Origin of the sequence: Herbaspirillum rhizosphaerae (assembly GCF_046025915.1) — a bacterium.
GTDB lineage: Bacteria > Pseudomonadota > Gammaproteobacteria > Burkholderiales > Burkholderiaceae_D > Herbaspirillum > Herbaspirillum rhizosphaerae_A.
This window is the reverse complement of sequence record NZ_JAQQFR010000004.1, coordinates 1-11,955: the sequence shown is the minus strand read 5'-3', so window position 1 is coordinate 11,955 and position 11,955 is coordinate 1. Positions and strand designations below refer to the sequence as shown.

General features: G+C 57.9%; 12 protein-coding genes. 6 read left to right on the top strand and 6 right to left on the bottom strand.

Features of this window, described 5'->3' with window-relative positions; all coding sequences use genetic code 11:
• Nucleotides 1–29 precede the first annotated feature (29 nt).
• The 4 genes from PQR63_RS07000 to PQR63_RS06985 all read right to left on the bottom strand — a co-directional run bounded on the left by PQR63_RS07000 (nucleotide 30) and on the right by PQR63_RS06985 (nucleotide 3,837).
• Complete coding sequence (locus tag PQR63_RS07000) at nucleotides 30–1,583, bottom strand: methyl-accepting chemotaxis protein (protein ID WP_408166809.1); 1,554 nt, start codon at nucleotides 1,581–1,583, stop codon at nucleotides 30–32.
• A 172-nt stretch (nucleotides 1,584–1,755) separates the two neighbouring features.
• Nucleotides 1,756–2,304 carry a chlorite dismutase family protein gene (locus tag PQR63_RS06995; protein WP_408166807.1) on the bottom strand — a complete coding sequence of 183 codons (549 nt, stop codon included), beginning with the start codon at nucleotides 2,302–2,304 and terminating at the stop codon, nucleotides 1,756–1,758.
• Between the two features lie 110 nt (nucleotides 2,305–2,414).
• Nucleotides 2,415–3,470 (bottom strand): oxidoreductase, encoded by a 1,056-nt coding sequence (locus tag PQR63_RS06990; protein ID WP_408166805.1) that lies wholly within the window; start codon nucleotides 3,468–3,470, stop codon nucleotides 2,415–2,417.
• A gap of 25 nt (nucleotides 3,471–3,495) precedes the next feature.
• The gene (locus PQR63_RS06985; protein WP_408166803.1) at nucleotides 3,496–3,837 is read right to left on the bottom strand and encodes a zinc ribbon domain-containing protein YjdM; all 342 of its coding nucleotides are present in this window, start codon (nucleotides 3,835–3,837) and stop codon (nucleotides 3,496–3,498) included.
• Nucleotides 3,838–4,001: 164 nt separating this feature from the next.
• On the opposite strand from PQR63_RS06985, the gene PQR63_RS06980 reads away from it, so the two are divergent.
• From PQR63_RS06980 to PQR63_RS06970, 3 genes are all read left to right on the top strand, one after another.
• The gene (locus tag PQR63_RS06980; RefSeq protein ID WP_408166802.1) at nucleotides 4,002–4,424 is read left to right on the top strand and encodes a hypothetical protein; all 423 of its coding nucleotides are present in this window, start codon (nucleotides 4,002–4,004) and stop codon (nucleotides 4,422–4,424) included.
• A 147-nt stretch (nucleotides 4,425–4,571) separates the two neighbouring features.
• The gene (locus PQR63_RS06975) at nucleotides 4,572–5,534 is read left to right on the top strand and encodes a sulfonate ABC transporter substrate-binding protein (protein ID WP_408166801.1); all 963 of its coding nucleotides are present in this window, start codon (nucleotides 4,572–4,574) and stop codon (nucleotides 5,532–5,534) included.
• A gap of 2 nt (nucleotides 5,535–5,536) precedes the next feature.
• On the top strand, nucleotides 5,537–6,841 hold the full coding sequence (locus PQR63_RS06970) for an LLM class flavin-dependent oxidoreductase (protein WP_408166800.1): 1,305 nt from the start codon (nucleotides 5,537–5,539) through the stop codon (nucleotides 6,839–6,841).
• A 115-nt stretch (nucleotides 6,842–6,956) separates the two neighbouring features.
• On the opposite strand, the gene PQR63_RS06965 is transcribed toward PQR63_RS06970, so the two are convergent.
• Both PQR63_RS06965 and PQR63_RS06960 read right to left on the bottom strand, forming a co-directional pair.
• Entirely contained in the window at nucleotides 6,957–9,698 is a 2,742-nt protein-coding gene (locus PQR63_RS06965; RefSeq protein WP_408166798.1) for a DbpA RNA binding domain-containing protein, read from the bottom strand.
• A gap of 296 nt (nucleotides 9,699–9,994) precedes the next feature.
• Complete coding sequence (locus PQR63_RS06960) at nucleotides 9,995–10,249, bottom strand: DUF1488 family protein (RefSeq protein WP_094561954.1); 255 nt, start codon at nucleotides 10,247–10,249, stop codon at nucleotides 9,995–9,997.
• Between the two features lie 466 nt (nucleotides 10,250–10,715).
• Here PQR63_RS06960 and infA point away from each other — a divergent pair, with 466 nt between their 5' ends.
• The 3 genes from infA to PQR63_RS06945 all read left to right on the top strand — a co-directional run bounded on the left by infA (nucleotide 10,716) and on the right by PQR63_RS06945 (nucleotide 11,799).
• The gene (infA, locus tag PQR63_RS06955; RefSeq protein ID WP_007881321.1) at nucleotides 10,716–10,979 is read left to right on the top strand and encodes a translation initiation factor IF-1; all 264 of its coding nucleotides are present in this window, start codon (nucleotides 10,716–10,718) and stop codon (nucleotides 10,977–10,979) included.
• 51 nt (nucleotides 10,980–11,030) lie between these two features.
• Nucleotides 11,031–11,339 (top strand): hypothetical protein, encoded by a 309-nt coding sequence (locus tag PQR63_RS06950; RefSeq protein ID WP_408166795.1) that lies wholly within the window; start codon nucleotides 11,031–11,033, stop codon nucleotides 11,337–11,339.
• 247 nt (nucleotides 11,340–11,586) lie between these two features.
• Nucleotides 11,587–11,799, top strand: a complete 213-nt coding sequence (locus tag PQR63_RS06945) for a cold-shock protein (protein ID WP_007881326.1) — start codon at nucleotides 11,587–11,589, stop codon at nucleotides 11,797–11,799.
• The last annotated feature ends 156 nt before the right edge of the window (nucleotides 11,800–11,955 follow it).

Genomic DNA, 11,955 nt, shown 5'->3' with positions numbered 1-11,955 from the left:
GCCCGTTTTACGTTGAACGCGGCAATCAATCAGACGCGACTCAGTTTGAATTGCCGTCCGGCCTCGGCCAGCTTGCCGGCCTGCGCTTGCAAGAGTTCCGAGGTAGCGGTTGCTTGCTCCACCAGCGCAGCGTTTTGCTGCGTAGTGTTGTCCATCTCGGTCACGGCCTGGTTGATCTGCTCAATGCCAGCGCTTTGTTCGTGGCTGGCGGTGGCGATCTCGCCCATGATCAAGGTGACGCGTTTGACGCTTTCCACCATCTCGCTCATGGTCGCACCGGCTTGCTCCACCAGCTTGCTGCCGGAACCGACCTTTTCCACCGAGTCGCCGATCAGCGTCTTGATTTCCTTGGCGGCGGCCGCGCTGCGCTGCGCCAGACTGCGCACTTCCGAGGCGACCACCGCAAAGCCGCGGCCCTGTTCGCCGGCGCGTGCTGCTTCCACGGCAGCGTTCAAGGCGAGGATATTGGTTTGGAAGGCAATACCATCGATGACACTGATGATGTCGACAATCTTATTCGAGGATTCGTTGATGGCACCCATGGTATCGACCACTTGCGACACGACTCCGCTGCCTTTGACGGCGACGTCGGATGCGCTCAGTGCAAGCTCGTTGGCCTGACGTGCGTTCTCGGCGTTTTGCTTGACGGTGGAGGTCAGTTGTTCGATCGAAGCAGCAGTTTCTTCCAGCGAACCGGCCTGCTGTTCGGTACGTGAAGAGAGGTCGAAATTGCCGGAGGCGATCTCGTTGGCGGCGGTCGAAATCGATTCGGTCCCCAGTTGTACTTCCGACACGATCTTGCGCAGCGCTTCATTCATTTCATCGAGCGCCTGCATCAGTTCGGCAATTTCATCCTTGCCCTGCTTCTCGATATTGGCGGTGAGGTCACCTGCCGCCACCATCTTGGCGACTTGCAATGCGCGCTTCAACGGCGTCGTGATGCTGCGCGAAATAATCAGCACCGCGACGACGCTGATGACGACCAGCAACACTCCCAGCATCATCATCAGCTGCATGCCGTGGGTATTGGTGCGGTCGATGTCGAGCGCCATCTGGTCGATCGCCTTGCGTTGCATTGCTAGCAGTGCATTGACCTTGTCGGCATAGGCCTTGGAGGCGGGCTCGAAGATTTCTTTGTAAGTTTTCTCGGCAGCGGCGGCGTCACCGGTCTTGCGCGTGTTCATCACCGCTTCCTTGGCGCTCTGGTACTTGGCGCGCGCGGCGACGATTTCCTTGAACAGGGCTTTTTCGTCTTCCGAACTCAGGCGTGGCTCGATTTGTTTAATGATGGCGCTGCCGGAGACGACACTGGCAGCGATGGCTTCCTTGAAGGTTTCCGACAGATTGGCGTCGGAGCTGCGGGCAATCATCGATGTACGCACGATCGCTGAATAAGTGAGTACGAACCAGTCCGCCACCAGCCGCTCTTTGGCCAGCGGCTGTTCCATCATGGCGCGGGTGGATTCTGCATTGCGCCGGGCGTTGATCAATCCCATCGACGTGGAGATGATTGCCAGGATAAGAACGATGGCAAAACCGAAGATCAGGCGGCTGGAAATCCGCATGTTGGAAAGTTGTTTCATGATGATGATCGTCCCCCGCTTACTGTCGTTTTAATGTATCCCCTCGCCCATGGCGCCGGGCTTAAATGCAGATTACCGCGTTTTAAACCCAGCGAAAATATATATTGTCCGGAAAGCTACATTATTGCTGCGCAGCACCGCGCAGTGCGGATTTGCGGACGGTTCTGGTGTCTCAATTGCGCTGCAAACGCAGCTCAGTTTCGCGTTCGACATAAGCCCATTCCGGCGTGCTGCGCAGAGCGCCGAGCAAATCGTCGAAGGCCGTGGCGTGCTCGGGCGCAAATTCAAACCAGGTCAGAAAATCGTAGGGCTGGGCCGTGGCAAGATCGCGACAGTGATGCAAACGGCGAGCAATTGGCGGCAGATAGCGCAGGCCGATTTCGATGTGGCGTGATTTGGCTTCGAGGATGTCGCGGCGCTCATCCTGGGTGAATGCCCACCACGCGGCATTCTTGCGAATCGGGATCAGCGCTGCTTGCGTGGATGATGCGCGTCCCAGACCTTGCTGAACAGCAACGAGTTTTTGCTTTTCATCTTGCTGCACATAGCGTTCGTTGCTGGTGACGCCTTGCAGGCTCCACACAAACGGCCTGATTGGCGCGCCGTTGATGATATCGAGCTGGGATGCCATGGCTAGTGATGCACCGGTGATGGCGGTCACGCTGGTGACGCGCCATTGCCCGTGATCACCGCCGGAAAAACTCCAAAGCCGTTCGTTCATTGCCGCCCTCGCTGATGATGTTTTTGTAATGAGGCTTAGTCGTGCAGTGACCTCAGTTCTTACATCAACGGGACAAGCAAGGACGATGCCGTAACAATCGTCCCTGTTTGTTATTGGGTGGCGGCAGCTGGGGAAAATGGCAAACGCCGTCCCTCGGTATCACTGCGGATGGCGAGGTCGATGATGGTCATCACGTCGACCGCATCTTGCGCTGCGATCGGGAAAGGCTTGCCGTCGAGTACCGTCGCTGCCAGTGCGCGATAGAAGCCGACGTAGTCACCATCCTGTGTGGCGCAAGCCGACTGTGTGTCGCGATCACTGTCGGCTTCGCGCAAGAGACCGGCGACATTCTTTCCGAACTCCGCATCGCCGGGACGCAGACCGGCCTTGAGCTGGTCTTCCTGCACGTCGAGGCCGCTGATGACGTAACTACCGCGCGTGCCATGCACAGTAAAACGCGGCGGCGGCAAGGCCGTCAACGCACTGGCGTGCAGGATCACTTCCTTGTCGGCATAGTGCAATTGCAGATGGACGTAGTCCGGTACCTGCGCATTGTCGCGCTGCTGTCTTACGGTCGCCGAGATGGATTGCGGCGCGCCAAACAAGGCCAGCGCCTGGTCGATCAGATGCGGCCCGAGGTCAAACAGCAAGCCACCGCCGTGTGCGGCTTCTTCGCGCCAGCGTTTCGGAATCGCCGGCCGAAAACGATCGAAGTGCGATTCGTAATGCGTCACGCGTCCCAGCTTGCCGTCAGCAATCAACGCCCGCAAGGTCATGAAGTCGCCGTCCCAGCGCCGATTGTGAAATGGCGCAAACAACAAGCCGTGCCGCGCCGCCAAAGCTGCGAGCGTTTGCGCATCGGCACCGGACAAGGTCACGGGCTTGTCGACGACAACATGCTTGCCGGCGTTCAACGCGCGGCGGGCAAGGTCGAAATGGGTGTCGTTGGGTGTGGCAATGACGATGCAACTGATGTCTTCACGAGCCAGCAAAGTATCGAAGTCAGGCACGATGTCGGCATCAGGATAGTCGGCGCGGGCGCGTTCGGTCTGCGAGGTCGCGATCACGGCAACCGCCGTGCGGCCGCTATGCGCGATCACCGGTGCGTGAAAAGTCGAGCCGGCAAAGCCGTAGCCCATCAAACCCAGCTTCAATACCTCGGACATTGGAGTGTCTCCTCGTTGATGTTCTTCAGACTTTTTTAACGAACTCGGTCTTCAGGCCCATCTGGCCGAAGCCGTCGATCTTGCAATCGATGTCATGGTCACCGTCGACCAGACGGATGTTCTTGACCTTGGTGCCGATCTTGACGACACCGCCGCCGCCCTTGAGTTTGAGATCCTTGATCACGGTAACGGTGTCGCCGTCCTGCAGAATATTGCCGGCGGCGTCGCGCCACACTTTGGTGGTTTCTTCCGCAGTCTCTGCCGCTTGCGCCGACCATTCATGCGCACATTCGGGACAGATATAGAGCCCACCGTCTTCGTAAGTGAATTCGGATTGGCATTGCGGACAGGCTGGCAGGGTACTCATGATGACTTTCGTGGCGGTGAGGCGAATACGCTCCGGTTGGGTGCAAAATGCAGAGCGCCGGGAGCGGGTTGCGAAGTCCGCAGTATACAACCCGCTATACTATGGAACGGCAATATGGAAGTGAAAATCGGTTCTTGGTTAAAAGTCGAAATTCAGGAGTTGGCATGTTGCAGTCGATTTCCGGTATCCCCATCCGCAAGGAGTGCCCACCCGGCGCTTGCGTCTGCGATCGCGAAGCGCTGCTTAGCCAAGCCGAAACAGATGCCGATACCGATGTGCGCATTCTCTCGCTAACCCAAGAACAAGAGCGCAGGCTGATAGAACGCATTGATCGCATCAACAGCTACGAAGACCTTCAGCACGTCAGCAACTTGCTGTACAAGCAGCTCGGCGTTGTCCTGCACATCACACCCAGTCCGCGCGAAGTGCGCACGGTGCGCGGCTTCATGATCCTGCTGGAAGATCGTCCCGGTCTATGCAAGAAGACGCGCCAGGCAGTGCCGGCGGCGATTCGCAGATGCCTGGAAAACAATCCCGAGATCGCCTTCACCATCCTCAACGCACACGATTTGCTGGGCGATGCCTGATCGGTCGTGAATGAACTTCTGATCAATATTTGCATGTCATCACGCCGAAGATATGCAGAAATCACCTAAGCATCATCGAAAGCATTCGTTCTGATTCCACACCGATTTGTTTAGTCTTGACGCCCACACAATTCTACGGGGCAGGACATGACAACATCGAACAAACGCCGCCTGCTTTTACAAGCGACAGCAGCGGCAACATTGGCGGGAACTGCAGCATGGAGCAGCGCCGCCGAAGAGCGCACGCTGCGCATCGGCTATCAAAAGTTCAACACACTCAACATTCTCAAGGGCACCGGCAACCTGGAAAAGGCGCTGGCACCACTGGGCTGGAAAGTGAAATGGTTTGAATTCGCTGCCGGGCCGCAGCTGACTGAAGCCTTGAATGCCGACGCCATCGATTTCGGCCATGCCGCCGACACGCCGTCGGTCTTTGCCAATGCTTCCGGCGTGAATGCCGTCTATCTGGCCGCCGAGCAGCCGTATCCGAAAGGCATCGGTATCTTTGTCGCACAGGATTCACCGATCCGTTCGATCAAGGAATTGAAGGGCAAGAAAGTCGCGCTGGGCCGTGGCTGGAATGTGCAATACCTGCTGGTGCGCGCGCTGGAAGAAACCGGTCTGAGCTACAACGATATCGTGCCCGTGTATGTCTCCAACGCCGCCGACGTGCGTGCGACTTTTCAATCGGGCAATGTCGATGCGGCTGGCTTGTGGGATCCCTTCCTCGCGGGTCAGGAACTGGCGACGCGTCCTCGCATCCTGCGTGACGGCACCGGCCTGTCGAACAATCGTACCTTCCATCTGGCCACACCGAAGTTCGTTGACCAGAACAAGAACATCATCCGCATCCTGTTTGCAGAATTGAAAAAGACCAACAACTGGACGCAGGCACATCCGCAGGAAACTGCCGATCTGCTGGCGCCGCAGTTGGGTGTCGATCCCAAGGTATTGCGCTTGGCAACCGAACGCCGCAACTACACCACGGTGCCGATCGATGCCGGCATCATTCAGGAACAACAGCAAATCGTCGAAGCCTTCTACAAGTTGAATCTGATCAAGAATCCGGTGCAGGTCAAAGACAAGGTCTACGGCGAAGCGCTGCTGTAGCCATGACTATTCATCTCGCTGCCTTTCTCATCGCCGGCAATGCCGCCCACAGCCAGGTGTTGTGGCGGCATCCGCAAAGCCAGCCCGGCGGTTTCCTGACGCTGGACTATTACAAACGCATTGCCCAGACGCTGGAACGCGGCAAGTTCGACTTGCTGTTTTTTGCGGATCGGCTGGCGGTATCGACACGTTTCGGCGGCGATCATCGCTATGGCCTTGCCTACGGCGATCAAGATGCGACGCGTATGGATCCGCTGCCGGTGCTGGGTGCGATTGCGGCGGTGACGTCGCGCATCGGTCTCGGCGCCACGCGCTCGACGACGTATTCGCAGCCATATAGTCTGGCGCGAGAATTTTCCACACTCGACCATCTGTCGGCGGGACGCGCGGCATGGAATGTCGTGACCTCGGTCAATCAGGGCGAGGCCGATAACTTCGGCCTGCGCGAGACGCTGGGACATGACGAGCGCTATGACCGTGCCGACGAATTTCTCGATGTCACTCACAAGCTGTGGCGCAGCTGGCAACCGGAAGCGCTCCTACTGGATGCAGACGGTGGGCACTATGCCGATCCGGACAAGGTCAATCCGATTGACCATCGCGGCACACACTTCAACGTGCGTGGTCCGCTGAATATTCCCGCATCACCACAAGGTGGGCCGGTGATCATTCAGGCCGGCTCTTCGCATCGTGGGCAGGATTTTGCAGCGCGCTGGGCCGAGGTGGTATTTGGTATCCAGCCGGATCTGGCGCGCATGCACCGCTTCTATCAGGATCTGAAAAGCCGCGCGGAGAAATTTGGCCGGCGACCACAGGACATCAAGGTATTGACCGCCGTCATGCCGTTTGTCGCTGCCAGCAAGGAACAGGCGGAAGAACAGCGCGCTCGCCATAACGCCATGGTCGATCCGGCTGTTGGCCTGTCGACGCTGTCGAGCCACATGAACGTGGACTTTTCAAAGTACGCACTGGATGCTCCGATTGACGACATCCAGGTCGAAGGTATGCAAGGCCTGTTCAAGCTGGTGAAGGAGTTATCGCGCGAAGGCAGCCTGACGCTGGCCGATATCGGTCGTCTGTATGCGAGCGGCGTGCTGGTGCCGCAAGTTGCGGGCACGGCGGCGCATATCGCGGACTGGATGGAGCATATTGTGGCGCAACAAGGTGCTGACGGTTTTGTGATCACCCCGGCGCATTTGCCGGAAGGCTTCGATGATTTTGTCGAGCTTGCCGTGCCGGAGTTGCAGCGGCGCGGGCAGTTCCGTTGGGATTACGAAGGGGATACCTTGCGTAGTCATTTGCGCTGAAGGCGACTTCCTTCTTGTCATTCCACGGCAAGCGCTGATTGAATGGCGGTATCAATAAAAAACGGCGCGAAGTCATTCGCGCCGTTTTTTTATTTCACCATACTGATTACTTCAATTACTCAGGCTTGCCACCCTTGCGATGCGGCTTGGCCTGGCCGGATACACGCGTATCAGGGCGCGCATCGCGCTTATCTGAACGCTTGTCGCCAGGACGGCCTGCGCGGGCGCTGCTGTTGACCTTCGGTGGCGTGGCGTTCTTCGCCGGTGTTTTGTCGTGGTGCTCGGTGCCGGTGCCAATGATGCTAATGTTCATCTTGCGACCGTCGATCTCCACTGCCTTCAACTGATGCAGCAGCGGCTTCGGCATACCGGCAGGCAGGTCAAGAGTGCTGTGATCGTCATGGATGTCGATGCGACCGATGTGCTTGGCTTCGAGCCCGGCTTCGGTGGCGATGGCGTTGACAATACCGGCAGGCGTCGCGGCATGCGCGCGGCCGATCTCGATGCGGAAGGTCTGCATCTGGAATTCCGGCTTGCCCTTTTCCTTGCCCTTGCCTTTGCGTGGTTCCTCGACAGGCCCCTGGTTGGGACGTTCGGAACGCTCAGCATGCTCGGTGCGGTCGGTACGCTCTGCACGATCTGCGCGCACAGGGCGATCATCATTACGTTCAGGACGGCTATCGCGCTGATCGCGATCACCACGCGGGCCACGTTCGGCACGCAACATCGGTGGACGCTCTTCGGTTACGCTGATCTTGAGTTGCTGACCGGCGACCCAGACTTTCTTGAGATGCTGCACCAGATCATCCGGCATGTCGCCCGGCAGATCCAATACGCTATGGTCGTCAAAAATTTCGATACGGCCGATATGCTTGGCATCCATGCCGGCTTCGTTGGCGATGGCGCCGACGATGTTGCCTGGTTTGACGCCATGGTCATGACCGACTTCGATACGATAAGTCTGTGTTGTGTGCGCCGCGAAATCAGCCTTGGTCGGACGCGGACGCTCAGTGCGTTCTGTGCGTTCTGCACGTTCACCGCGCTCGGGACGGTCATTGCGTTCAGTGCGCTCAGCACGTTCGGGACGCTCCGTGCGCTCGCTCCGTGCGGCGCGTGGTGCAGCTGCGGCGCTGCCATCGTCACGGCTGATCTGCAATTGCTGGCCGGCGACACGCACCGATTTCAGATGGTCGATCAGATCGGGCGGCATGTCGTCCGGCAGGTCGAGGACGCTGTAGTCATCATAAATTTCAATGCGACCGATATGCTTGGAATCCATGCCGGCTTCGTTGGCAATCGCACCGACGATGTTGCCCGGCTTGACGCCGTGCTGATGGCCGACTTCGATGCGGAAGGTCTGCATGCCGGGATCGGCGGCGCGGACGATGCGCTCCTTGGTGCCGTAGCTTGGACGCTCGGTACGTTCATGGCGATCAGGACGGTCGCCACGCTCTCCACGTTCGGCACGCGGCGAACGATCCGGACGTTCACGCGGGGCGCGGTCGTCGTTGCGGACGAACTCAGGCTCGCGCTGGTTCTTGTCGAGCAACAGCGGCACGTCGCCGCGCGCCATCTTGGCCAGCGCTGCAGCGATATCGACCGCCGTGACATTTTGTTCGCGCTCGTAGTCTTCGATCAGCGAGCGGAAGATGTCGAGACCGCCGTCGGCCAGCGTTTCACCGATCTGTTCCTTGAAGCGCGCCACACGCACATCATTGACGGCCTGCACACTCGGCAAGGTCATTTGCGTGATCGGCTGGCGCGTCGAGCGCTCGATGCTCTTGAGCAGATTCTTCTCACGCGGGGTGATGAAGAGGATGGCTTCGCCACTGCGACCGGCACGGCCGGTGCGGCCGATACGGTGGGTGTAGCTTTCCGGATCGTAAGGCACGTCGTAGTTGATGACGTGGCTGATGCGTTCAACATCGAGGCCGCGCGCGGCAACGTCGGTGGCGATCAGGATATCGATCTGGCCGTCCTTCAGTTGCTGGATGGTGCGTTCGCGTTGCTGTTGCTGGACATCGCCGTTGATGGCGGCGGCGGCAAACCCCCTCGCCTGCAATTTGCCGGCGAGCTCTTCGGTGCCGAGCTTGGTGCGAGAAAAAATTATGAGACCGTCAAAGGGTTCGACTTCCAGAATACGCGTCAATGCGTCGAGCTTGTGCATACCGCTGACCAGCCAGTAGCGCTGGCGGATGTTTTCTGCAGTACCGGTCTTGGCGGCGACGGTGATTTCAGCCGGATCGCGCAGATAGGTCTTGGCGATGCGCTTGATGACGGCTGGCATGGTCGCCGAGAACAGCGTGGTCTGGCGCGAGGCCGGAGTCTTTTGCAGAATCGATTCGACATCGTCGATGAAACCCATACGCAGCATTTCATCGGCTTCGTCGAGCACCATGGTCTTCAGTTGCGACAGATCGAGCGAACCCTTGTCCAGATGGTCGATCACGCGGCCGGGAGTGCCGACCACAACGTGCACGCCGCGGCGTAGTGCGCTCAGTTGTGGGCCGTAGCTCTGACCGCCGTAGATCGGCAGGACGTGAAAGCCGGGAATATGCGTGGCATAACGCTGGAACGCTTCAGCGACCTGGATCGCCAGTTCGCGTGTCGGCGCCAGCACCAGCGCTTGCGGCGCAGTCTGGCGGATATCGATGCGCGACAGAATCGGCAACGCGAACGCCGCGGTTTTGCCGGTGCCGGTCTGCGCCTGGCCCAGCACGTCGCGATTACTCAGCAAGGTGGGGATGGTGGCAGCCTGGATCGGCGAGGGTGTTTCGTAACCGAGTTCTTTCAGGACGCGCAACAGCGGTTCACTGAGATTGAGATCGGAAAATTGAGGGAGAGGTGCTTCAGACATGGTGAGACTCACAGGTTCTTTTAGGCCGCAGGGGCGCGGCCGGATGGTGACGCAGTTTACTCGCTTGTGACGGAATCAGCGAAGTTAAGTTGCAACACCCGCGGGAATCTGCTGCTACCGGAAGACCGCCAAGGGGTCACCGGCAATGCTCATACAAAATAAAAAGCGAGAAAAAACGAGAAAAATACGGTTGTAAAAGACCAGGGCGGCAACACTGGCGCTAATAGTGCCGACAGGCAACCCATTCGAAGCAATTCCCCGAACGATGTCGCTGCGACTGCTGCGAAGTGTTGCTACTATTGAAAGGTATTGGGTGTCAGTTGCAGCGGTGTGCCCTGCACGCCTGCACGCACCATGCGGCGCGCGACGCCGGTGATGTTGGGTTCGAGCTCACGGAAAGTCTTCATCGGGCCGATGGCGGTGAACATCTGGGAGGCCAGCTTGATCAGCGCTTCGTTGGAGATGAAGCACTCGCGGTTGACGAACTCGACGCAGACGGAAAAACCAACACCTGCTTTAGTCACTTTTACTTCGGTTGACGCTTGAGACATGAGAGCTCACTTTCAATCGTAGAATCCAGTTATAGTGCGCGCAAGCGTCGCCAATAGCAATTAAAATCGCCAAACTACGGGCTTTCCTGGCCGTTTATACCTTCCCGCAGCAGGCTAATCTGACCCTACCGCCGGCAACAAGGTATAATAGCGGTTAGTTGGGCGATACGCCCTTTTCCGGACTGGCCCGCTGCATTGCCCGTCTCCACTCTTTTCGGTCGTGCTTCTGTCGTTCTCGAGCAGTCGGCCCGTCCCGTAGTAAACCGTCCTGCTGCCGGCAACGTTGTACCTCTGGCGCAAAAGTCTTTTTGTGTATCCTTGTTTGGATACCTGAACGAAAAGCAAAATCGCACTGGTCCGCTCGCGCGGCAACCGGTCTCTTTTTTCTGCGTTCTCTGGCGAATGCCGTGCAGCTCGATTGCTGCGTGCCCGTTTCGCCCGTCGAGCGCCTTACCTGGAAACTACCATGGCTAAAGAAGAATTACTCGAAATGAACGGCCTCGTCGAAGAAGTCCTGCCGGACTCGCGCTTTCGCGTCAATCTGGAAAATGGTCATCGACTGATCGCCTATACCTCCGGCAAGATGCGTCAGAACCATATTCGCATCCTGGCCGGCGACAAAGTCACGCTGGAACTGTCGCCTTACGACCTGAGCAAGGGCCGCATCACTTTCCGTCATCTGGAAAAACGCGGACCGGTCGGTGGTGGTCAGCAACGTCGTCGCTATTAAGCAGCATATACAGCACCGCCCACTCACTGACGTTCGCACCGGAATCGCACCATGACCGACACCATCATCGAACGTTCCGCCGGCGCTGCTGCGATTTCTGCCAAAGCGATGGCTATTGCGCTTGGACAGGAAGTACAGATCGTCGACTGCGTGTGGGACATCGGCGCCGATCTGACGCATGAACATGCGCACCGGCTTGAACTGGTGACGGCGGAAAAATCAGTGCGCGTCTATTTTCGCGAACTGGAACTGACGACGGCGGACAATGCGTCGCGCGGCAAACGCATCGATGAGCGCCTGCAACGCGCCATCGCGCAGCTGCTGCAGCGCGCACCGGCGCCGACTTACGGCTATAACTGAACTGAAATTGAGACCGTGCGCCAAGCCGGTCTCAGAAAATAAATCTTTAATTATCACGATATGCTTAGGTAAGTCTCTGATTTACCTGTATATTGAATTTTGCACTTACATCAAGTCGTCGTTATTGTTGGTCTCTCTCCCTTGCGCTTGTTCACAAGCCATATCTGTTTGACTCTCTTCGGTTACATCTTGCTTGATCTCGGGTGCGCTTCGGGCGTAGTCCCTCATTTTTTCAAGGAAGTAAAACATGTCTACATCACAAACCGGCACAGTCAAATGGTTCAACGATTCCAAGGGCTTCGGCTTCATCACGCCTGATCAAGGCGGCGACGATCTGTTCGCGCATTTCCAGGACATCCAATCGACCGGCTTCAAGAGCCTGGCTGAAAACCAACGCGTGTCGTTTGAGCGTGGCACTGGTCCTAAGGGCGAAAAAGCTACCAACATTCGTCCTATCTAATCGACACGATCGAATGTTCTGACGCGAAGACTCCGGTCTTCGCGCATTCAAGTCCGGATTCGACATGTCGCCGATGACACCACGCAGATAGCATGGGTCATTACCGATCGAAACCGGCACCCTGTGGGAGACCGCAGATAAAAAAAGCTCGCTACG